At 65.8% G+C, this 20592-nt stretch carries 22 protein-coding genes and 1 pseudogene; 6 read left to right on the top strand and 17 right to left on the bottom strand.

Annotated features, from left to right (window positions below):
- Positions 1-53: 53 nt before the first annotated feature.
- Together UC32_RS04230 and UC32_RS04235 are read right to left on the bottom strand one after the other, a co-directional pair.
- Positions 54-3383, bottom strand: a complete 3330-nt coding sequence (locus UC32_RS04230; RefSeq protein ID WP_235423586.1) for a S8 family serine peptidase — start codon at positions 3381-3383, stop codon at positions 54-56.
- 115 nt (positions 3384-3498) lie between these two features.
- Positions 3499-3684 (bottom strand): hypothetical protein, encoded by a 186-nt coding sequence (locus tag UC32_RS04235; RefSeq protein WP_015935903.1) that lies wholly within the window; start codon positions 3682-3684, stop codon positions 3499-3501.
- 267 nt (positions 3685-3951) lie between these two features.
- Here UC32_RS04235 and purS point away from each other — a divergent pair, with 267 nt between their 5' ends.
- The 3 genes from purS to purL are packed head-to-tail and all read left to right on the top strand — an operon-like array spanning position 3952 to position 7284.
- Positions 3952-4203: a phosphoribosylformylglycinamidine synthase subunit PurS gene (purS, locus tag UC32_RS04240; RefSeq protein WP_045730009.1), complete on the top strand. Its 252-nt coding sequence runs from the start codon at positions 3952-3954 to the stop codon at positions 4201-4203.
- Position 4204: 1 nt separating this feature from the next.
- The gene (purQ, locus tag UC32_RS04245; protein ID WP_045730010.1) at positions 4205-4978 is read left to right on the top strand and encodes a phosphoribosylformylglycinamidine synthase subunit PurQ; all 774 of its coding nucleotides are present in this window, start codon (positions 4205-4207) and stop codon (positions 4976-4978) included.
- On the top strand, positions 4975-7284 hold the full coding sequence (purL, locus tag UC32_RS04250) for a phosphoribosylformylglycinamidine synthase subunit PurL (protein ID WP_045730011.1): 2310 nt from the start codon (positions 4975-4977) through the stop codon (positions 7282-7284). The genes purQ and purL overlap by 4 nt, the downstream gene beginning before the upstream one ends.
- 93 nt (positions 7285-7377) lie before the next feature.
- Here purL and UC32_RS04255 read toward each other — a convergent pair whose 3' ends face one another.
- The 7 genes from UC32_RS04255 to UC32_RS20905 all read right to left on the bottom strand — a co-directional run bounded on the left by UC32_RS04255 (position 7378) and on the right by UC32_RS20905 (position 12329).
- Complete coding sequence (locus tag UC32_RS04255; RefSeq protein WP_052690512.1) at positions 7378-8025, bottom strand: ABC transporter ATP-binding protein; 648 nt, start codon at positions 8023-8025, stop codon at positions 7378-7380.
- The gene (locus tag UC32_RS20685; RefSeq protein ID WP_045730012.1) at positions 7995-9620 is read right to left on the bottom strand and encodes a hypothetical protein; all 1626 of its coding nucleotides are present in this window, start codon (positions 9618-9620) and stop codon (positions 7995-7997) included. The genes UC32_RS04255 and UC32_RS20685 overlap by 31 nt, the downstream gene beginning before the upstream one ends.
- Positions 9617-10024 (bottom strand): hypothetical protein, encoded by a 408-nt coding sequence (locus UC32_RS04265; protein WP_045730013.1) that lies wholly within the window; start codon positions 10022-10024, stop codon positions 9617-9619. The genes UC32_RS20685 and UC32_RS04265 overlap by 4 nt, the downstream gene beginning before the upstream one ends.
- Positions 10025-10078: 54 nt before the next feature.
- Positions 10079-10633, bottom strand: coding sequence for a hypothetical protein (locus tag UC32_RS04270; protein ID WP_045730014.1), 555 nt, complete (start codon positions 10631-10633; stop codon positions 10079-10081).
- The gene (locus UC32_RS04275) at positions 10630-11160 is read right to left on the bottom strand and encodes a hypothetical protein (RefSeq protein WP_161797257.1); all 531 of its coding nucleotides are present in this window, start codon (positions 11158-11160) and stop codon (positions 10630-10632) included. The genes UC32_RS04270 and UC32_RS04275 overlap by 4 nt, the downstream gene beginning before the upstream one ends.
- A gap of 54 nt (positions 11161-11214) precedes the next feature.
- Positions 11215-11487: an uberolysin/carnocyclin family circular bacteriocin gene (locus UC32_RS04280; protein ID WP_152642554.1), complete on the bottom strand. Its 273-nt coding sequence runs from the start codon at positions 11485-11487 to the stop codon at positions 11215-11217.
- 170 nt (positions 11488-11657) lie between these two features.
- Positions 11658-12329, bottom strand: a complete 672-nt coding sequence (locus tag UC32_RS20905; protein WP_052690513.1) for a response regulator transcription factor — start codon at positions 12327-12329, stop codon at positions 11658-11660.
- Between the two features lie 108 nt (positions 12330-12437).
- Here UC32_RS20905 and UC32_RS20910 point away from each other — a divergent pair, with 108 nt between their 5' ends.
- Together UC32_RS20910 and UC32_RS04295 are read left to right on the top strand one after the other, a co-directional pair.
- Positions 12438-12641 (top strand): hypothetical protein, encoded by a 204-nt coding sequence (locus UC32_RS20910; protein WP_045730016.1) that lies wholly within the window; start codon positions 12438-12440, stop codon positions 12639-12641.
- A gap of 79 nt (positions 12642-12720) precedes the next feature.
- Entirely contained in the window at positions 12721-13935 is a 1215-nt protein-coding gene (locus UC32_RS04295; protein WP_082071902.1) for a sensor histidine kinase, read from the top strand.
- 6 nt (positions 13936-13941) lie between these two features.
- Here UC32_RS04295 and UC32_RS04300 read toward each other — a convergent pair whose 3' ends face one another.
- Genes UC32_RS04300 through UC32_RS04310 form a run of 3 tightly spaced genes read right to left on the bottom strand, consistent with a single transcriptional unit; the run spans position 13942 to position 15207 of the window.
- Entirely contained in the window at positions 13942-14259 is a 318-nt protein-coding gene (locus UC32_RS04300) for a putative quinol monooxygenase (protein WP_045730018.1), read from the bottom strand.
- Complete coding sequence (locus UC32_RS04305) at positions 14256-14807, bottom strand: DUF1990 family protein (protein ID WP_045730019.1); 552 nt, start codon at positions 14805-14807, stop codon at positions 14256-14258. Before UC32_RS04305 ends, UC32_RS04300 begins: the two co-directional genes overlap by 4 nt.
- On the bottom strand, positions 14800-15207 hold the full coding sequence (locus UC32_RS04310; RefSeq protein ID WP_045730020.1) for an MmcQ/YjbR family DNA-binding protein: 408 nt from the start codon (positions 15205-15207) through the stop codon (positions 14800-14802). Before UC32_RS04310 ends, UC32_RS04305 begins: the two co-directional genes overlap by 8 nt.
- A 45-nt stretch (positions 15208-15252) precedes the next feature.
- Here UC32_RS04310 and UC32_RS04315 point away from each other — a divergent pair, with 45 nt between their 5' ends.
- Complete coding sequence (locus UC32_RS04315) at positions 15253-16284, top strand: isopenicillin N synthase family dioxygenase (RefSeq protein ID WP_045730021.1); 1032 nt, start codon at positions 15253-15255, stop codon at positions 16282-16284.
- A gap of 13 nt (positions 16285-16297) precedes the next feature.
- Here the strand turns inward: UC32_RS04315 and UC32_RS04320 are convergent, their stop codons facing one another.
- The 5 genes and pseudogenes from UC32_RS04320 to UC32_RS04340 form a co-directional block, all read right to left on the bottom strand.
- Positions 16298-16723, bottom strand: coding sequence for a CoA-binding protein (locus UC32_RS04320; protein WP_045730022.1), 426 nt, complete (start codon positions 16721-16723; stop codon positions 16298-16300).
- Between the two features lie 45 nt (positions 16724-16768).
- Complete coding sequence (locus UC32_RS20015; protein WP_052690514.1) at positions 16769-17665, bottom strand: hypothetical protein; 897 nt, start codon at positions 17663-17665, stop codon at positions 16769-16771.
- On the bottom strand, positions 17662-18213 hold the full coding sequence (locus tag UC32_RS04330; protein ID WP_045730023.1) for an RNA polymerase sigma factor: 552 nt from the start codon (positions 18211-18213) through the stop codon (positions 17662-17664). Before UC32_RS04330 ends, UC32_RS20015 begins: the two co-directional genes overlap by 4 nt.
- A 308-nt stretch (positions 18214-18521) precedes the next feature.
- A complete protein-coding gene (locus UC32_RS04335; RefSeq protein ID WP_045730024.1) occupies positions 18522-18878 on the bottom strand; it encodes a YegP family protein in 357 nt (118 codons plus the stop codon).
- A 277-nt stretch (positions 18879-19155) separates the two neighbouring features.
- Positions 19156-20411: pseudogene (locus tag UC32_RS04340) on the bottom strand (adenylosuccinate synthase).
- Positions 20412-20592 lie beyond the last annotated feature (181 nt).

Raw genomic sequence — 20592 nt, forward strand, 5'->3', positions numbered from 1 at the left:
CGGCCATCATTTATCCGGTTATCCAGGCTCCTGGCCTCTTGAGAGGCTGGCGCCTAGATTCCCAGGTTGGAGCTTCCCGATTCGTCCTGGAACTCCTTCTTCTTCTTTTCCTTCTTGACCTTGTCCTTCTTGTCCTTCTTGCCGGGGTCCGTCTGCTCGTCATCCGGGACCACTGCACCGGCGCCCGGTGTCACTACCACCGAGACAAAGGTGGGCGTGGCACCGCCGGAGTAGTTGACCCGGCCGATGTAGGAGCCCGGCTGGAGGTTCTGCCACGACAACGTCACGTCACCGGCAGTGCCGTTTGCCAGCCGAAGCGGGTTGGGGCTTACCGAGGCGTTGCCCACGTTGGCACCCAGGACCGCAGCATCCAGCGACGCCTTGGTGGGCTGACCGTTCGGGCTTGCGTAGAGGTTGGCGAACATCGTGTACACGCCGGCCTTTGGATTGGCGACGGACACCGATTCGCTGGCAGACACCGTCTGGGAGGCGAGTTGCTTGCCGTCCGGGGTGAACACCAGGAGATCGAAGTCAGCGTTCTCGTCGGAGGAGAAGACGGAGAACTTGGCCAGCGGCGAACCTGCTGCCACCGTCACCTGCTTCATGGCGTTGGAGGTGTTGTTCGCCAGGGCCAGCGGCCCGGGGACCAGTTCCACGGCAGTCGAATCCGCCTTGGACAGGCCGTCCACCGTCATGCTGACCGGCGCATTGGTGCCGGACACCACGGGAATCTTCCCCTGGCCGGTACCCCCCACTGAGCTGAAGGCGGCATTCGCCGGCGCCACCACGGACTGCGGACGGACCGCTACCGGTGAAGCGACGTTCTTGCCGGCTCCCTGCCATACGAGGCTGCCCATGGCGAACTGGCCCGTGGGGGCGGAAGCGTTTTCAAACTTGACCTTGAACGTCCGCTTTTCTCCCACCGCGCTGAAGTTCAGGATGGAGGGAGTCACCGTGACTTTGACGCCCGGCACGTTCACCTGGGCGCGGTACACGCCGGGAGTCAGTGCCGTTACCGTGCGGGTCACCTCGGTCCTGCCGGTCAGCGCACCGAGCGCAAACGAGGCCACATTCATATCGCGCGGCGCCGTAGTGCCAAGATCCGGGATGCCCAGGTCCAGTCCGGTTCCCTGGATGAACTTCAGGTAGTCGGTCTCGTTGGCGTCGTATACCAGGCCCGGGTCCAGGACCTTGGCGACGGACACCTGGCCGGCGCCGGTGGCGAAGACATCCGTGTTGCGGCTGCCGTCCGCGTTCTTGACGTCCGTGGCGGTGGTCATCATGGCCGACTTGACGGTTGCCGGTGACCAGGTGGGGTTCTTGCCAAGCACCAGCGCTCCAAAGCCCGCCACGTGCGGGGCGGCCATCGAAGTGCCGGACATCATGCCGAACTGGGCTCCGGCTTCACCGATGGGGGAAACACCGGCCAGCACGGCGACGCCGGGAGCAGCGACGTCCGGCTTCAGCAGGTCGGAGTCTGTGGCCAGCAGCGGGCCGCGTGAAGAGAATCCAGCGATCTGCGGCTGGGGCTCCTGCGGCAGGCCGGTGGTGTCTTTGTTGACCAGCGCGGCTTTGATGGCGGGGTTGGCCGCCAGCTTGTCCTTGATCTGCTGCGTGGCCGGCGGATTCACGTGGACAGTGGGAACGGCGTGCTGGTCCACGTCCTCGGAAGACGGCGTGACGTTGACGAGGATCATGCCGACGCCGCCGGTGCGCTTGACCTCAGCGCTCTTGGCCACGCGGTCAACGACTCCCCTGTCACAAACAACGATCTTGCCTGCCACCTTGGCGGGGTCCAGTGTGTTGGGTCCGCAAAGCTCGGGGCTTGCGGCTCCCGCTGCGGCAGCCGAAGCGGCGAGGACCAGCGGGCTGGCCGGGACGTTGTTGGCCATCAGGCTGGCACCCCGGTACTTGCTGCCGTCCTCGAACTCGACGGTTCCCTGCAGTTCGGTGGAGAAGGACGAGGCAGCGACAGTGGTGAGCCAGGGTGCGCCGTGGTTCACGGTGCTGGCCGTGGGGCCGCTGTTGCCTGCGGACGCGGAAACAAAGACTCCGGCTGAGGCGGCGGAGAGGAATGCCAGGGCAACCGGATCCGTAGTGGTGGAGGTGCTGCCCGAAATGGAGTAGTTCAGGACATCCACGCCATCCAGGATCGCCTGGTTGATAGCGGCCACCGATGCGGAGCTGTAGCAGCCGCCGGTATTGGGATCGGTGTCTTCCCAGCAGACCTTGTAGATGGAGAGTTTGGCCGCCGGAGCGACGCCGCCGGTGATGCCCATGTCGCGGCCGCCCAGGTTGGCCCGGACGTTCGCGTTTCCGGCCGCGGTGCTGGCGGTGTGTGTGCCGTGGCTTCCCACGTCAACAGGAGAGAGAACTTCCTCGGGGGCACGGTTGGCTTCCGGGACGTACTTCTTGAAATCGTCCGCGAAGTAACGGGCGCTGAGGACCTTGGAGTTGCAGGCGCTGCCGTCGAAAGCTGCCCCGGTACCTTCACCCTTTTGGCATTCGCCTACGAACGTGTCGCCGTCGGACTTCAGCATGGCGATCTTGCCGTCTGCCGTCCGGTAGGGCACGCCCACCTCGGGGTTTCCGGCCAGTGGCTTGACCTCGGTCCCGGCGAAGAAGGGACTGGAAGGGGTGTAGCCGGAGTCGATGACTCCCACCACCACGCCCTTGCCGGCGTTCTCCGTGCCACCAAATGATGTGTTCCAGATGCCTTGCGGGCCCGAGAGCTTGAGGAAATCGGTGGTGGAGTAGTCCGGCGCGTTCTCGGTGTCCGGTGCCACCATGAGGACCTTCGGGTCCTTGGCCAGCTTCAGCGCCTGGTCGGCGGAGAGATCCGCAGCGAAACCATTGATGGCGGCGGTGAAGTTGCGTTTGATCTGGACGCTTTCGTCCTTGGCGATCTCGCGCTGCTGGGTTTCGAGGTGCTGCTGGTAGCGCTGCACCTCCGGCCGCCCGGCGTCGAGCTTCTTTCCGCTTTCAGGCTTCGTAGCGCTCAGGTCGCCGGTGCCGCCTGCATAAGTGGCCGCGGGCTTCTCCGCCAGTACCACGATGTACCTGCCGGCCTGGTAGTCCTTAGGATCAAGGTTTTTCTGCTGGACCGACGGAACCTGCCCCGTGGCGGGGGCTGCCGTGGCCGGCACGGCTGCCACTGAACCAAGAAGCAGCGGAATTCCGACGGAGAACGCTGCAGCCCTCCGGAGCCCACCGCCCCTTGCAGGGCTCTTTCCTGTTAATTTCACGTGCACCCTTTCACGATGAACCGGCCTGTCAGGATCAGAGGGCCGGAAACGACCGGCTTGGTACAGGGAATTACAGGTTTTGTAATTCGATAAGACCAGCCGGTTCACAGAGTACAGACTGATAGCCGAATATGACATAGGGCACAAACGGCGAATTTTCGCCAGTCAAAAACAACGATGGCGGGGACACAGGCGGGCATCCCGGGAAGCCCTGGCCCTCAGGGGGCAGGGCGCAGGAAGCCGCGGCGGGACGCTACTGCCGGGGGGTCCGGACCACTTCGCTGATCCATTGCCGGGTCTTCTCGTCCACCGGACCGGCCGTGCGGTTTTCCCGGGCGCGGCGGTCGGCTTTGATCTTCTGGAAGACCATCCGGCCCAGGCCGGCAAACACGGCTGCGGCCATCACTGGCAAAAGGACGGACTTCGAATTCTCTGCCATCCCGTCATCCTAGTGATGCGTCCCTTTCAACTCCATAGCGGGATTGGACGGAAGCGTCGGATTGCCCTTGCCTGGGCGCCGCCGTGACGTGGATCTACCGAATACAGGGTGGAGCCGCCGGCCCGGTAGAATGATAGGGCAAGCTCGCGGAGCGCCCGTCCACAAAGTCTGGAACACTGCCTTACAGTGTGCCCCCAACACCGGTACGGCGTGAGACGGCATCACTCCGCTGCGCCCTTACCCAAGCTCACGCACAGGAGTTGCCGGATGCCCCGGATCGTTGTTGACGTCATGCCCAAGCCCGAGATTCTTGACCCCCAGGGAAAGGCGATCGTCGGCGCTCTTCCCCGCCTCGGCTTCACCAGCTTCAGCTCTGTCCGCCAGGGCAAGCGTTTCGAACTGACGGTCGACGGCGAGGTGACGGAGGAAATCCTGGCCCAGGCCCGCAACGCCGCCGAAACCCTCCTGTCCAACCCCGTGATCGAGGACGTTGTCAACGTCGAGGTCGTCGAGGCCTGAGATGACTGAACTTCCCCTGATCGGCGAAGCTGTCGCTGTCGCGGCGGAACCGCGCCTCGCCGGCGCCCGCATCGGCGTCGTCACCTTCCCCGGGACCCTGGATGACCGCGACGCTGCCCGCGCCGTCCGCCTGGCTGGTGGCACCGCCGTCGAGCTCTGGCACGGCGACACGGAAATCGGTGACGTGGACGCGGTGGTCATCCCCGGCGGCTTCTCCTACGGTGACTACCTCCGCGCCGGCGCCATTGCCCGTTTCGCGCCGCTGATGTCCAAGATCATCGACGCCGCCAACAGTGACGCCAAGCTGCCCGTCCTGGGTATCTGCAACGGCTTCCAGATCCTCACCGAGTCGCACCTGCTGCCCGGTTCGATGATCAAGAACGACCACCTGAAGTTCCTCTGCCGCGATCAGGTGCTGCGCGTCGAGAACAGCAACACCGCGTGGACGCTGGACTACGAAGCGGGCCAGGAAATCACCATCCCGCTGAAGAACCAGGACGGCCAGTACATCGCTGACGAGAAAACCCTGGACGCCCTTGAGGCCGAAGAACGCGTCGTCTTCCGCTACGTGGGCTTCAACCCGAACGGTTCCCGCCGGGACATCGCCGGCATCTCCAACGCCGCCGGCAACGTGGTGGGCCTCATGCCGCACCCGGAGCACGCCGTGGAACCGGGCTTCGGCCCCGAATCGCTCGATGGCATCGGAGGGTCCGACACCGACGGCCTGGGCTTCTTCACCTCCGTACTGACCAAGATTGTGGGAGGCGACAAGTGACCACCGAAACCACCAAGAAGTTCAACATCGACACCGTCGAGAACGCTGCCAAGACCCCGGACACCGAGCTGCCCTGGGCCGAGCTGGGCCTGAAGCGGAACGAGTTCGACGAGATCGTCAAGGTCCTGGGCCGCCGCCCCACCGGCGCCGAACTGGCCATGTACTCCGTCATGTGGAGCGAGCACTGCTCCTACAAGTCCTCCAAGAACCACCTGCGCCAGTTCGGCGAAAAGGTCACCGAGGAAATGAAGAAGGACATGCTGGTGGGCATCGGCGAAAACGCCGGCGTCACCAATCTGGGGGACGGCTGGGCCGTGACCTTCAAGATCGAATCGCACAACTCGCCGTCGTTCGTTGAGCCCTACCAGGGCGCCGCGACCGGCATCGGCGGCATTGTCCGCGACATCATCTCCATGGGTGCCCGCCCCGTGGCGGTCATGGACCCGCTGCGTTTCGGCGCGATCGACCACCCGGACACCGCCCGCGTCATGCACGGCGCCGTGGCCGGTATCGGCGGCTACGGCAACTCCCTGGGCCTGCCGAACATCGGCGGCGAGATGGTGTTCGACTCCGTCTACCAGGGCAACCCGCTGGTCAACGCGCTGGCGGTAGGCGTCATGCGCCACGAGGACATCCGTCTGGCCAATGCCTCGGGCAAGGGCAACAAGGTGGTCCTGTTCGGTGCACGCACCGGCGGCGACGGCATCGGCGGCGCTTCCGTGCTGGCCTCCGAATCCTTTGATGACACCAAGCCGTCCAAGCGTCCTGCCGTCCAGGTGGGCGACCCGTTCGCCGAGAAGGTGCTCATCGAGTGCTGCCTTGAGCTGTTCAAGGGCTCCCTGGTGGAGGGCATCCAGGACCTCGGCGCCGCGGGCATCTCCTGCGCCACCTCGGAACTGGCGTCCAACGGCGACGGCGGCATGCAGGTTGAGCTGACCTCCGTCCTGCTGCGCGACCCCACGCTGACCCCGGGCGAGATCCTGATGTCCGAATCACAGGAACGCATGATGGCCGTTGTGACGCCGGAGAACGTGGAAGCGTTCGAAGCCGTCATGGACAAGTGGGCCGTGGAGTACTCCTGGCTGGGCGAGGTGACCGACACCGGCCGCCTCATCATCACCTGGGAAGGCGACGTGATTGTCGACGTCGACCCCCGCACCGTGGCGCACGACGGCCCGGTCTACGACCGTCCGTTCGCCCGCCCCGAGTGGCAGGATTCGGTCCAGGCAGACACCTTCACCGGCTCCGTGCAGGATGCCGGCCGCCCGGCCGCACCCGCCGAGCTGGCGAAGGCCGTCACGGAACTCGTGGCGTCCCCCAACATGTGCTCCAAGGCGTGGATCACCAACCAGTACGACCGGTATGTGGGCGGCAACACCTCCATGGCGTTCCCCGACGACGCCGGCGTGGTCCGCGTGGATGAGGAATCCGGCCTGGGTGTTGCCCTGGCAACCGACGCGAACGGCCGCTACACCTACCTGGACCCGTACCACGGTGCCCAGCTGGCACTGGCCGAGGCCTACCGCAACGTCGCCACGGCGGGCGCCATCCCCATGGCCGTCAGCGACTGCCTGAACTTCGGCTCCCCCGAGGACCCGGACGTCATGTGGCAGCTGGCCGAAGCCATCCGCGGCCTGTCCGACGCCTGCCAGGTACTCGGCATCCCCGTCACCGGCGGCAACGTGTCGCTGTACAACCAGACGGGCACCACCCCGATCCACCCCTCCCCCGTGGTGGCGGTCCTGGGCAAGCTCGACGACGTTGCCCGCCGCACGCCGTCGGGCTGGCGCGAGGATGGCCAGGCCATCTACCTGCTGGGCACCACCGCTGCCGAGCTGGACGGCTCGGAGTGGGCCAACATGCGTGGGCACCTGGGTGGCCAGCCGCCGAAGGTTGACCTTGAGACCGAGCGCGCACTGGGTGAGATCCTGATCAACGCCTCCCGCGACGGCATGATCGACGCCGCACACGATCTCTCCGAGGGTGGCCTGGCTGCCGTGCTGGTGGAGTCTTCGCTGCGCTACGGCGTCGGCGCGCGGATTGCGCTGCAGGACGTCATGGACCGCGATGGCGTGGACCTGTTCACGGCCCTATTCTCCGAATCCCAGGGACGGGCCGTCGTAGGCGTTCCCCGCTCGGAGGAAGTGCGCTTCACGGACATGTGCACCGCCCGCGGTTTCGCGCACACCCGTATCGGTGTAGTGGACGCTGCCAGCGGCGCCCTGGAGATCAACGGCGTGGACAGCCTGTCCCTCGACGCCCTCCGCGAAGCCCACGAGGGGACGCTGCCGAAGTACTTCGGCTGACGCGACACCTGCTTGCCCCGCAACTGCCCTCCTGGGAATCCAGGCAGGCAGTTGCGGGGCAATTGCTTTAAGCGACGGCCCGGATCTTAGGAGTCAGGACGCTCCGCTATCCAGCCCGGGCGGCCATGCCAGGACCCGGTCCACGCGCAGGGCAGGCGGTGGCTGGTGCGCCACCAGCACCACGCACCTGGTGCCGGCCCACGCCTCCAGTTCGGTGACCAAAACTGCTTCCGAGGCCTGATCCAGCCCGTTGAACGGCTCATCCAGGACAACCGTGCTGAACTCGCCCACCGTGCATTGGACGATCCAGAGCCGCCGCCGGTTTCCCGTGGAGAGGGTCTCCGCCGCGTGGTCCAGCCATTCGCCGAGGCCATACAGCTCGGCGCGGTCCAGCGCGTCCTGCGGATCGGCGCCACTCCAGCGGCTGGCGAAAATGAGGTGGTCACGGACACTCATCATGGGATACAGCGCAGGTTCGGTCCGGCAGATGCGCCGATGAAGGTGGGCCTGCGTCGACGAAGCTGCCATTCCGGAGACCAGGGCGGCGCCGGCGGCGGGCCGCAGGTAACCGCTCAGCACCTCAACGAGCGTGGATTTGCCTGAACCGTTGGGCCCTGCGACGTGCACGATCCCCGGCCCGGAGAGTACCAGGTCAGTACCGCGCAGCACCGGCTTGCCAGGTACGTAGCCGGCGTCCAGGGCGCGCAGTTCTACAAAGTGGTCAGGTTGCGGCGAACGCACCACAGCGCTCCTCCCAGTAGGGCCGCAGCGGACAGCGGCAGCAGGACAAGTGAAAGGTCGGGCAGCACCAGGGTCCAGATTGCCGGGATGGTAGCCAGCATGAGGCTGGCGAGCGCTGTAGCCACGGATTCACCGGCTCCGCCATCCACCATCCGGGGCGGTGGAAAGATGTGCTCCCCCAGGATGGAACCGGCGCACGCGCCAGCAGCCACGACGACCGGCATCACCGCAAACGTCCAGCCCAGCAGCAGCCCAGCCAGCACCGACGCCAATGCGCCCGCCACCATGCTTGGGCCAAACAGGCTGGCCGCGTGCACCGCGGCCGTTGTCCGCAGCGGCGCCCCGAGTTCAATGGCCGCCCGCAACGCAGGCCCCACGACGCGCCGGCTCATGTCGCCCAGGGTCAGCTCGGCAACGGCGATCCCGAGGACGACGGAGGCGAGCGCCACGGTGGGGAACGCTGCGCCCTGCAGCGGCACGAGAAGGTCCCCGAACCCCGCACGGTCCCACGCCCCAGTCAGCCGCAAGGAGAGCAGCACTCCAATGAGGGCGCAGAGGACCCAGCCGATCCGGTTCTCAGCCAGTTTCCGCCACCCAGCTGCCCTTTGGTGGTTGAGGGCCCGCAGCCAGAACCATGCCAAATTCCCGGCCGTTGCGCCGGCGGACGGCCCACGTCCCGGCCCGGCGGCAGCGAGGATGAATGATCTGCGGCTTAATGCCCTGGCCGCAACGATGCTGAGTGCCGTCATAAGGACCACCGCCCCGGCAATGGCCAGCACGGCGGCAGGTCCGTATTCCTGGCCCGGGACGTCGCGGCTTGCGGCCAGCGGCGCTCCGGCGGTGGAGGGCCCCCTGCCATCGTTCGAGGCGGCCAACCGCGGCAGTAAACCAGCAGCCACCGCCCCTACTGTTCCGCCGGCAGACACAGCGAATACGGCGCCAAGGCCAAAGCCCAATCCGCGCGCAGGGTTTCTGCCCGCGAACCACAGGCTGGCCAGGAGTGCCGCCGCGAACCACAGCAACGGCTGCAGCAACATGCCTGCCACGGCGATGGGGAGCCACGGGCCGGCTGCCTCGCCCGACAGCAAACCCGCGAGCAGTCCTCCGCCCACGAGCAGCCAAAAGCCGGTCGCCAGCCCCAGCCGCGGAACCACGTAGACGGCGTGCACCAGGACGGCCGGAATGTCCAGGGAGCGGAAGAACTTGATGTTGGGATGCCCTGACACGCTGGTCCGGTACTTTCCCATGACTTCGGACCAGAGCAGGCCCGCGCCTGACGTGAGGACCACAACGGTAGTCAATGGCACCAGCAGGGCGGGCGCCGGAACCTGGGTGGACACGAGCGCATAGATGCGTGCGAAACCGAATGCTGCTGCCGGAATCACAACTGCCAGGGCCGCCACGGCGAGCGCCAGCACGCGTTTGAGGTTGCTGAGTTTCCACGCCAGCCCAAGGGCGTTGGCCAGTTCCGCGCACCGCAGGTCAGCCAGCAACGCCAGCTGAACCCGTGTGCGCCCCCGGACAGGACCGGCTGGCCCTGGCAGGGATCCGGTCTCTTCCTGGGCGGTTGTCCGCCTGGCAATCGTGTGCGTCATGAGAATCTGCTGGGCGTACCCCGCGCGCCGGCCTTCTTTTCTCCCATCGCGTTGAAAAGCACCACTACAGTGCCCGCGAAGGCCAACACCATCCCGATCAGGCAGAGAATCCGTACGGGAAACACATCGAACCTGGGATCAAGGAACACGGCCAACGTCAGAAGCGGGACCACAAGGAAGATAACGCTGCGGATCCGGGTGGGATCTGACAGGCTGCCGGCCATCCCCAGCAGGGGAATCGCCAGCGCACCAATCCCGAGCGCCATCGCCAGCACCGATGAAAGCCCGCCCAGCTCGGACCGGGCCAGGAGGCTGTCATCGGCAAGGAAGGCGGCCAGCATCCCGGCCCCGCAAAGGGCGACAACGGCCAGCAACGCCCGCACGTGGTTGGTTTTCAGGGTCATGGTTCCTGTCCTCGATTCCATAGTCTCTGGTGTCAGCTGTGAAGCAGTTGCTGGTCAGACGATCGCGACGGCGGCACCCAAGGCAACCGCGCCCAGCCCTGCAAAGGCCGCGCGTGCCCGGCCTGTGTCCCGGAGGGACCGACGATACAGGAACAGCACGCCCAGGCAGCAGACGATGACGGGCCCCGCCTTCAACGCCGGGGAAGGCATGCCGCCGCTGAGCATCGACCAGACCTGGACGGGCACGACGGCGGCGACGATGACGGCGGTGAAAAGCCCCAGCCGGAGGTTATTTCCGAATCTCAGCTCGCCGGGAAAGAGTTTACGTTCCAGGATCGCGGCGAAACCCAGGTACATGGCCAGGACTATGCCAAAGGCTATGGTGCCCAGGAGCAACGCCACCGACACTGAGAGCCTGACGAGTTCAGGCTCCATGTCCGCCGGTGCAGTTTGCGGAATCTGCTGCACCAGCATGGCCTCGGTCTGCGGAATGCGAAGCAGGATCAGCGCCATGCCGCCCAGGAAGACAGCCCAGCGGATGAGGGCCGAGGTGGCGCTGGAACGGGGCTCCCGGGCTTCGACGCGCGGGGCGAGTGGTACGGCTGTCATGATGACCTTCCGGAGGTGGAGATGACAAAGGTTTCGATGCCGGCGCCGAGCAGGATCAGCACCGCACCTGCGGCGAACAGCACCAGGGCGCCGGTGAAGGAGGCCGTGTAGGTTCCGACCAGAGAGGCCTGCGGACGCCTTTTGCGCAGACTGGCGAGGACCGGATACAGCCCCGCCGCCGCGGCCATCAGGCAGCCGGCGAATTCGAAGGGCACGTACCACGCCACGGCACCCAGGAGTGCCGGCGCGCCAGCCACCGTTACTCCCACCTGCGCGGTTGCACCGACGTACAGGCCGATCATGGGCAGCGTGATCAGGGTGATGGTGCCGCCGCTGAGGACTCCTGCGAAGAGCAGGCACGCAGCACCGAAGTTGCGGGCAAGGATGGAGCCGAAGTCCCAGCCTGGCTGCGGTGTATCGCCTGCGGCAGAGCCCAGGAAGGAAAAATTCTGGAAGCCGACGATCAGCCCCGCTGCGAAGAGGGCAACACTGAGCGCCAGCGAAGCTGCGAGTATCGGCAGTTCCACCCGGGGCACCATTTTGCTTCGTCGGACGGAGCTGATCGTCGTCATCGCTACGGCCTAGGCGATTGCGACTGCTTTGCCCTTGCGCAGGATGTACCACCTGATAGTCGCCACCAGAGCGCTGCCCACGCCGAAGCCGAATGCCGCGCCGACCAGCGTCAACGCCAGCCCACCGACCTGAACGGCATTGACGATCTGGCTGGCTGCCGCCGTCGAGATCCCCAACGAACCTGCAACCCATGCCAACGCGACACCGCCAACCACCAGGCCGAGCGCTGCAATGCCGGCCGCGATAGTCACCGTTGTTGCCCGTTGCACCTTGCTTTTCATGAATCCCCCTGTTTGTGTAATGCCTGACTTTGCACCGGGCATGTCCTGCCGGTGATGCAAGCCTAGGGAGCGGGCCGGGGCGGCGCGTCGGCCGAAGGTCCACAGTACGGGGGCCCGGGGTACTACTTTCGGTTACGTCCGTTCGCAGCAGCGCCGCCGTTCGTCACGCCTCAGAGCGTGACCAGGCCCAGCCGGACTCCGTTGACCACGAGCTTGACCCGGTTGTCTACGCCGAACTTCGTCATGAGGCGGCCCACATGCGCCTTCACAGTGGCCTCGGTCACAAACAGTTCCGCCGCAATCTCCTGGTTAGACAGGCCCTGCCCTAAGCACGCCAAAACCTCCCGTTCGCGGGGCGTGACCGGCTCCAGCAACACCTTCGTCCCGGCGGGGCGGTCCGGCTGCGTCATCGCGACCCGCACCAGGGCACGCGATACTTGCGGACTTACCGGCATGCTGCCTTCAAAGGCCTGCGTCACGGCCGCGGCTACTTCGTGCGGCCGGGAATCCTTGACAATGAACCCCTGGACGCCTGCCCGGAACGCCGGCAGCAGATACTCCTCGGTGACGAACGTGGTGACAGCCACTATCGAGGGCACGTGTGCAGCGGCAACGATCCGCCGCGTGGCCTCGACGCCGTCCATCACCGGCAACTGCATATCCATCAGCACGACGTCGGGACGCAGGTCAGCGGTCATCTGCACCGCCGCCGCGCCGTCCTCGGCGATGCCTACGCAGTGCATCCCCTCGCCGGCGTCGACGAACATCGCCAACGCCTGGCTCATCAGCGCCTGGTCCTCCACCACCAGGACACGGATGCCCTGCTTGCTCTGTTCGTCCACACCTCGACTATAGGCGACCCGGGATGGATACTTTCGTCGCTGTTGAGGCGGGCGGCGGCAGAAAATAATGGGCTTGACAGCTTTTAATCCAATGATTGGGGAAATCACGTGAAGCAGTTCCGTACAGCAGCAGCCGCCTTCTGCATCGCCGGACTCCTGGCTACAGCTCCAGCAGCAGCTGTTGCGGCCCCGCCAACGGCCCTTGAACCGGTCCTTGGCGCGACGGCGGCCAAGGGCGGACAGACTGCATCGCCGAACGGAATGTTCGATGAGATCAACCGCATCCGCTGCCTCCTGCTGCGCCTGTGCTGACAATGCGGGCGCGGCGCCAAGGAAGGCGGCGCCCGGCAGGCGGGGCGGGTAGGCCAGGCCGGTTCGGTACGGTTGCTTCATGCAGACCACACCGCCGCCAGTCCGTCAACCTTCCGGGCTGGCGTCCGCCCCCGCCAACGGGACGTTTGTTACCCGCCCGCTTCCAATAGCGTGGCGGGTGGCGGTGGCGGTGCTGTCACTGTGGTCACTGGTGACTGACTTTCCTTCCGCCGTAGCTGCAGCCGCCAACGTGGCAACCCCAGCGGCATACCTGCCGATTGTGGGCCTGGTCCTGCTTACGCTGGGACCATTGCTGGCTACGGTCCGTTGCTGGCAGGGGGCGGCCACCACCCTGGCCGGAGCGTGCTTCGAGCTGGCCGTCCCGGCTTCGCCCGCCCTGTTCTTCCTGGCCGTCATTGTCCTGGTGGCCGCGTTTGCGGGCAGCCGCCGCGTCAGTACGGCGGTCTTGGTGGCGGTCCTTGCCTGGTTGACCATCAACGCTGCGCTCATTCCGCAGGACTACCTGATCATCAATGTGGTGCTTGCGATCGTCGTGGCATTGCTTTTTGGCATCTGCCGGGCCGGCGTGCGCTCCAGGGAGCAGCTTGCTGAGTCGACCGCAGCGAACACGCAGGCGCATCTGGACCACGCCGAGCTGCTGGCGGCCAGCCGCCGGCAGATGACCCGTGACCTGCACGATGTGATCGCCCACGACGTCACCATCATCGCCCTACAGGCCGATGCGGCGCTCTCCACGGCGGAGCCGGAGCGGCAGCGTCAAAGCCTCGAAGCGATTTCGGAGGCGGCTCACACAGCGCTGGCCGACCTCCGATCAATGATGCGGGTCTTGTCGCCACCGTCCGCGACGCCCCCGAGACCGGTGGAAGTTTCGCTGGCCAAGTCAGCCACCAGCATTGCCGGTCACCTGCGTCGGTTGGGTTATCCCGTCACGGTTGCCATAGACGGCTCCCTCGACGCGCTGCCGGCGAGCATCCAGCTGGGTATCCTTCCGGTGTTGCGCGAGTGCGGAACCAACATCGTGGTCCACGCCGCTCCCGGTGCCGGGGTGGATATCCGCATAGCCGCCGGAAAGGCCGCGCTCGACCTTCGGATTGCCAACGGCGCGCAGGCTTCCGGCCATGCCCCGCGGATCCCTAACAGCGGATTCGGGCTCGGATTCATGCACGAACGGGTGGAAAGGCTGGGCGGCACGCTGACGGCGGAAATCGTCGGAACGCAGTGGGTGGTGACGGCGCAGGTACCGTTCGACGCTGCCCGCGTGCCGCCCAGCTGAAGCGGCTCAGATGGTGAGCTCGCCCATGCGGTCCCAGCCGTCGCCGTCGAGCTGGCGGCTGACGATACGGGGAGTTTCGGCGAGTGCCTGCGGCATGTCCGCCATGGCCTTCTTGAAATGTTCGCTGTTCACGTGGTCGCCCGCGGCGTCGTCCTTGAAGGCTTCAACGAGGACGTACTCGTTGGGGTCGTCCAAGCTGCGCGACCAGTCGAACCAGAGGTTCCCGGGCTCCTGCCGGGTTGCTGCGGTGAAGTCCGCCACGAGGTCCGGCCAGCGCTCCGACCATTCCGGCTTGACCTTGAATTTGACGACGATAAAAATCACTGGGCTGTTCCTTCCGCGGCGAGTGTGCGTGCTCCTTCAATGTACCGGGAAGTAACGTACCGCTGGGCTGCCCGGGTTACCAGTCCGCCGGTGGCGTAGAACCAGTTGGCCGGTTTGCTGAAGGCGCGGATCCGCAGGTAAACCCCACCCGAGGCGTCGATGACCGCTTCAAAGGATTCTTCGCCGCGGGCGGGATGACCCGGCAGCGTCCCGTAGCCGAAACCTGCGGACTGGGGCATCCCGACCGCGGATGGCTCACGGACCCAAACCACCTCGCACGGCGCGTTAAGCCGGAACGGACCAACGCCGAAGCCGCTGATTACCCGCACACCCGGCTTCGCCTGCGGGGACTCCGCCCGGACACGGAGCCCAGCGCGCCGCTGGAGTTCCCACCCCAGGATGCCGTCCGCGACGCGACGGAACAGCGGCAGCCCCGACCCAAGGCGCACCTCCTCCAGGACGCTGGGGTACCCCGCCGGCGTCGTGCCCTGCCGTGTACTTCCAATTCCCGGATAGTTCAGGCTGCCGCCCGGCCGTGCCTCATTCACCTGAGCGTCCCAGGCGTGCCCAGCCCAGCTGCTCCTGTTGTTTGCGGCTCAGGGTGGCAACCACCAGGTCGTAGGAGTCCTCCACCATGTCCCGCACCATCTCGTCCGGGAGCGAGCCGTCAAGTCGCACGCCGTTCCAGTGCGTTTTGTTCATATGCCATGCGCCCTTGATCGCTTCGTGGGCCGCCCGTAACTGGACAGCCAAAGCCGGCTCGCATTTGAGGTTTACGTAGAAATCGGCTGGATCCATCGAGGACAGCGCAAACAGTTTCGCCTCATGCCTGGCCCCGCCGGCGATGTGGGCCCGGACTTTGAAGACTGAAGTCTCCGGCCCGAACGGGTAGTCCTCGTAGGCGCCCGGGAAGGACAGGCAGATCTTTCGCAGCAGAGTGGGGTCCATGACCGAAGCCTATAAAGCGCGTCCCTACGGTGCTAGTCTGCGAAGATGTCACACGACCAGGGAGCCATACCTGTCCTGGATTTGAGTACCGCACGGCAGCCCTATGGGACCTTCAGCCCGGAATTCATTGAGCAGTTGCGGCACGCCACCCATAACGTGGGCTTCTTCCAGATCACCGGGTACGGGGGTTCGCCGGGGCAGGCGGATCAGCTCCTGGAAACCGTCCGGCGGTTCTTCAACCTTCCCCTCGAAGAACGGATGAAGCTGGACAACAGGCTTTCACCGCACTTCCGCGGCTACACCCGGATGGGAACCGAAGTGACGCAGGGGCGGGCGGATGCACGCGAGCAGATCGACTACTCCCCCGAGCGCGCGCCCGTTGACGGCTATCCGCCGGACCAGCCGTATTGGCTGTTGCAGGGACCCAACCAGTGGCCGGACGAAACGTTCCCTGAGCTAAAGCCGGCAGCTATGGCCTGGGCCGAACTGATGTCCGGGGTGGGCATGGAACTTCTGCGCGCGATTGCCGTGTCGCTGCAGCAGCCCGAAGACTATTTCGACGAACCGTTCCGGGAAGCACCGGCGTGGATGGGAAAACTGGTCCACTATGTTGGCGGCGTAGTCAAAGAGGCCGGTAACCAGGGCGTCGGTTCCCACGCAGACTACGGATTCGTGACGCTCCTGCTGCAGGACAACGTGGGCGGCCTGGAAGTAAAGCCGCCGGGGACCGCCGAATGGCTTCCGGTGGAGCCCCTTCCCGGGGCGTTGGTGGTGAATCTCGGCGAAATGCTGGAAGTAGCCACCGAGGGATACCTTGCGGCCACCATCCACCGCGTGCAGGCACCGCCCCCGGGTGTAGACCGCTACTCGGTGCCATTCTTCTGGTCGCCCCGCCTGGACTCGGTCATCGAGCCCGTTCCGCTTGCCCCGGATTTGAAGGCAGCCGCACGCGGCCTCACGGATGATCCCAGCAACCCGTTGCTCGCGTCCTTCGGGCTCAACATGCTCAAGGGCAGGATGCGGGCGCACCCGGACGTCACCGAGCGGCACTACCCGGATCTCCTGAAGCGGGGCTAATCTCCCCCGGGGCTCAGACTTTGAACTTCCAGGCCTGCTGGGCCGGGCATGAATTCATCACAACGTCCAGGCCGGCGGCCTTGGCACGTTCCGCGGCGGCTTCATCGATGACGCCCAGCTGAAGCCAGACAGCCTTGGCGCCGACGGCGATGGCCTCGTCAACTACCTTGCCCACCTTCTCCGAGTTCACAAAGCAGTCCACGACGTCGATGGGCTGCTTTTCGGGGGGAATTTCGGAGAGGGTGCGGTACCCCTGTTCGCCGTGCACGGTATCGCCGGCAAGGTTGACGGGGATGATGTCCATGCCCAGCTGGTCCCGGATGAACAAGGACACGTCGTAGGCGGAGCGCCACTCGTTGGTGGTCAGGCCGACGATGGCCCACCGCCCTTTGGTCCGCATGAGGCGTTCAATAACTGCAGGATCGTTCGTGTGGCCCATGCCATCAGCCTAACCCGGGCCACGGACTACCGGGCCGGCGGACAGCTATTTACTGCCCGGAGCGGTTTCGCGACCATTTCCTGAACCTTGCCCGGAGTTTGACGGGCTAGGCTCTTCCGGCGCGGGCTTTCCGGGTCCGCTGTCAGCGCCTTGTTTTGGTCCCGCCATCCCCCGCACGTCCCCGTTCCCGGGTACACGTCGTGGGGTCCCCGGCTGGGGTGAGTCCGGGACCGGAATGGCGCTGGCGCGGCCGGGCCTGCCTTCGTCCCGCATCTCCTTCTTGGCCGCCTTCCCGGGCGTAGCCGTATCCCCCGCCGTACTCCCGCCGAGGTGGGTGCCGGGCCCGGCTGCGGGCGGACAGATGCCCGTTGCCTTGGTTTGTTCCGGGCTTCCGCATCCGGGTTTTCCACCAGGAGAGGCCACACTCTCGCTGTCCGGCCGCAGTTCCTTGCCCTTGGTGGTGCCGGCGCCTTCGGGGGTCTCGGCGGAATCCGAGGCGGAAACGGCTGAGGGAACCGATTCCGGAGTTTGGTCTTCAGGGACCGCCCCTCCACGGTATCCGGGTTCCGGTGCTGCCGTTGCACCGTGGGTGATCCCCCGATCCGGTGACCAGTCCGCGAGCAGGTGCTGGACGGAGGCAGCACTGCTGCCGGGCGCACTGCCGGCCGTTGCGGCAACTCCTCCTATACCCAGCCCCATTCCGGCGATCACTGCAAGTCCCACCACAGTGGGGCGGTGCCGGCCGGAGCGACGTCGGCGTGCCAGCTCGTCCCCGCCGCCGGCCATCAGCCGGGCAAGCTCTCCGGAAGGTTCGGGAGCGGGAGTCGACGCGAGGGATCCGATCGACTCGAGTGCACTTCGCAGCGCGGCGTCCTCCGGGTGGCCTGCGTCCGTGAGGACTTCATCGACGAGTTCGCGCAGCCTGCTTTCGGGTGTGGTCATGGCCGCAGGTACTCCTTCACTGCCGCAACTTCGCGCAGTTTGAGGATGCCGCGCCGCTGCAACTGCTTCACCGCTCCCGTGCTCTTCCCCATGGTTTCCGCTGTTTGTTCGAGGGTGAGCCCGGCAACTAACCGCAGAGCCAACACTTGCCGTTGCTCGTCCTGCAATGAGTCCAGCAGGCCCACGATTTCTCCGGGCGCAATCCGTTCCAGCGCTTCCTCCTCGGCGGACGGGTCCTCCCGCCCGTCCAGCCCCGGTTCGAAGGGGAGCTTGGCCGGGGTGCGGCTCTGCCGCCGGTGGTCATCGACCATGCGGGCATGTGCCACGGAAAAGATGAACGTGCGCAGGCCCGCGCTGCCGCCGGTCACTGAGTTCAGCCGTGGCAGCACAGAAAGAAAGACCTCCTGCATTGCTGCCTCCGGATCCTCGGCTCCACGGGCTTTGAAATAGCCCAATACCTGTGACGCATACGTCCGGTAGACGACGCCGAAGGCCGAGGAACCAGAATCTGGATCTCGCAGGGACTCGTCTGTCAGTGCATCGGTCACGGACGTGGTGCCTTTGGTCGGTGCGGGGATGGCTGGGCAGGGAAGCCCGTTGCCGGAATGCCTTTGCCCGCTTACTTTACCCCGCGGTAACCACCGCGCACCGGACCGCCACGTGCACTGCCGGTTCCGGCCATGCGCAGCTGTCCCTGCTGCCGGAGAACTAAAGAGCCGGCCTGGAACGTGATGGGGGACAAGTTCCAGGCCGGCGCTACATAAGGGTAATCGTCCCCGGGCGGCGAAAGGTTACGCGACTTTCAAAAAACTTTTCGTGGACTGCCTGCCGTCCTGGAGCGAAGTGTCCGCGTACCTCAGTTGGCCAGTTCCGCACGGCTGCGGCGCCAGTCCCAATGCGCGGGAGCGGTATGGCGGCGAATGACCTTGGCCGAGGCGAGGGCATGAAGCCTGGCCGCTGCCCGGTCATCGAGGGTGGGTTCGGTGGCGGGAGCGGATGCGGCAACGGTCACCGCCGGGGCCTGGGATCCGGCTGGGCACAGGTCCGTCACCAAACCGGTCCCGGCGCACTCCCGGACCGCGGCGATTCCGGCCACGACGGCCGCTTTGTCATTGAAGGCCTGCGAGACCGCCAGCACCGCCCCGTCCGCGCCCAAGAGCCTGAACCTGAATTTCGACTGGGAATCAAGGAAAACTTCGAACTTGCCCGCCATGGCGCACTTCCTTCCGGTTGTGAGCGGTTTTCCGGACGGCATCTCCGCCGATGGTCCGGCTGGCGCGCAGCCACGCCTGTTCCGCAGAGTGTTGGACGTGCTTGCCAGGCAGTCCTCGAATGCTGTCCCAAAAGTCTGGCCGTCACGGCAGTAGGCCCACAAGGCACCTCAGGTAAACCCTGTGTAAATTGAGCCGCTCCGTGCCCGGCCGGACACAAACACGGCGGCGGCCCACCTGCAAAGGTGGCCCGCCGCCGTCGTAATTCCTGACGAACTGTCAGTCGTTGATGAGGTCGTTCACCACGATGGTCTGGTCCCGGTCCGGTCCCACGCCGATGGCGGAGAAACGCGTCCCCGAGAGCTTCTCCAGCGCAAGGACGTAGTTGCGCGCGTTCTCCGGCAGGTCTGCCAGGGTGCGGGCGCCCGTGATGTCCTCGGTCCAGCCGTCGAAGTACTCGAAGATGGGCTTGGCGTGGTGGAACTCGGTCTGCGTCATGGGCATCTCGTCGTGGCGGACGCCGTCGACGTCGTAGGCCACGCACACCGGGATCTGCTCGATGCCGGTGAGGACGTCCAGCTTTGTGACGAAGTAGTCCGTGAAGCCGTTGACGCGGGAGGCATGGCGGGCCAGGACGGCGTCGTACCAGCCACAGCGGCGGGGACGGCCGGTGTTGACGCCGTCTCATCAAACAGTTCGGTGGGGAACGGGCCGGCACCGACGCGGGTGGTGTAGGCCTTGATGATGCCGATGGACCGGGAAATGCGGGTGGGGCCGATGCCCGAGCCCACAGATGCGCCGCCCGCGGTGGGGTTGGAAGAAGTGACGAACGGGTAGGTGCCGTGGTCGACGTCGAGGAACGTTGCCTGGCCGCCTTCCATCAGGACGACCTTGCCCTCGTCCAGGGCGGTGTTCAGGACCAGTGTGCTGTCGATGACGAGCGGGCGGAGCCGCTCGGCGAAGGACAGGAAGTACTCCACGATCTCATCGACCACGACGCTGCGGCGGTTGTAGATCTTGACCAGGACCTCGTTCTTCTGGTGCAGCGAGCCCTCCACCTTCTGCCGAAGGATGGACTCGTCGAAGACGTCCTGGACGCGGATGCCCAGGCGGGCCACCTTGTCCATGTAGGCGGGGCCGATGCCGCGGCCGGTGGTGCCGATGGCGCGCTTGCCGAGGAAGCGTTCAGTCACTTTGTCCAGGACCTGGTGGTACGGGGCCACGAGGTGGGCGTTTGCGGAGACGCGCAGCTTCGACGTATCGGCGCCGCGCGCCTGCAGGCCGTCAATTTCCTGGAAGAGGGCCTCAAGGTTGACCACGCAGCCGTTGCCAATGATGGGGACTGCGTTGGGGCTGAGAATGCCTGCCGGAAGCAGCTTGAGTTCGTACTTTTCACCGCCTACGACGACGGTGTGCCCGGCGTTGTTGCCGCCGTTGGGCTTGACGACGTAGTCAACACGGCCGCCCAGCAGGTCGGTGGCCTTGCCTTTTCCTTCGTCGCCCCACTGGGCTCCTACGATCACAATTGCTGGCATGGGATCCTCCCCCATTCGTTCGGGCCGGCCGGGCGCCACAGCGTGGCGGTCCTGGTTCAGCGCCGTTCATGAGAATGCCCCGAGTGGACCGGCTCCCGCCGTTCCGCAGGCGGATTGGCGAACGCGTTGGCCCCGGGGCCCTTACCACCCAAGTTTAGCCGATAGTGCACTTTGTCCACTC

The organism is Pseudarthrobacter chlorophenolicus, assembly GCF_000962805.1.
Classification (GTDB): domain Bacteria; phylum Actinomycetota; class Actinomycetes; order Actinomycetales; family Micrococcaceae; genus Arthrobacter; species Arthrobacter chlorophenolicus_A.

Excerpts from the sequence above, each read along its gene's own strand:
- UC32_RS04230 (WP_235423586.1), bottom strand. The coding sequence starts at position 3,383 with ATGTCATATTCGGCTATCAGTCTGTACTCTGTGAACCGGCTGGTCTTA.
- UC32_RS04235 (WP_015935903.1), bottom strand. The coding sequence starts at position 3,684 with ATGGCAGAGAATTCGAAGTCCGTCCTTTTGCCAGTGATGGCCGCAGCC.
- purS (WP_045730009.1), top strand. The coding sequence starts at position 3,952 with ATGCCCCGGATCGTTGTTGACGTCATGCCCAAGCCCGAGATTCTTGAC.
- purQ (WP_045730010.1), top strand. The coding sequence starts at position 4,205 with ATGACTGAACTTCCCCTGATCGGCGAAGCTGTCGCTGTCGCGGCGGAA.
- UC32_RS20685 (WP_045730012.1), bottom strand. The coding sequence starts at position 9,620 with ATGACGCACACGATTGCCAGGCGGACAACCGCCCAGGAAGAGACCGGA.
- UC32_RS04265 (WP_045730013.1), bottom strand. The coding sequence starts at position 10,024 with ATGACCCTGAAAACCAACCACGTGCGGGCGTTGCTGGCCGTTGTCGCC.
- UC32_RS04270 (WP_045730014.1), bottom strand. The coding sequence starts at position 10,633 with ATGACAGCCGTACCACTCGCCCCGCGCGTCGAAGCCCGGGAGCCCCGT.
- UC32_RS04280 (WP_152642554.1), bottom strand. The coding sequence starts at position 11,487 with ATGAAAAGCAAGGTGCAACGGGCAACAACGGTGACTATCGCGGCCGGC.
- UC32_RS04295 (WP_082071902.1), top strand. The coding sequence starts at position 12,721 with ATGCAGACCACACCGCCGCCAGTCCGTCAACCTTCCGGGCTGGCGTCC.
- UC32_RS04310 (WP_045730020.1), bottom strand. The coding sequence starts at position 15,207 with ATGGACCCCACTCTGCTGCGAAAGATCTGCCTGTCCTTCCCGGGCGCC.
- UC32_RS04315 (WP_045730021.1), top strand. The coding sequence starts at position 15,253 with ATGTCACACGACCAGGGAGCCATACCTGTCCTGGATTTGAGTACCGCA.
- UC32_RS04320 (WP_045730022.1), bottom strand. The coding sequence starts at position 16,723 with ATGGGCCACACGAACGATCCTGCAGTTATTGAACGCCTCATGCGGACC.
- UC32_RS20015 (WP_052690514.1), bottom strand. The coding sequence starts at position 17,665 with ATGACCACACCCGAAAGCAGGCTGCGCGAACTCGTCGATGAAGTCCTC.
- UC32_RS04335 (WP_045730024.1), bottom strand. The coding sequence starts at position 18,878 with ATGGCGGGCAAGTTCGAAGTTTTCCTTGATTCCCAGTCGAAATTCAGG.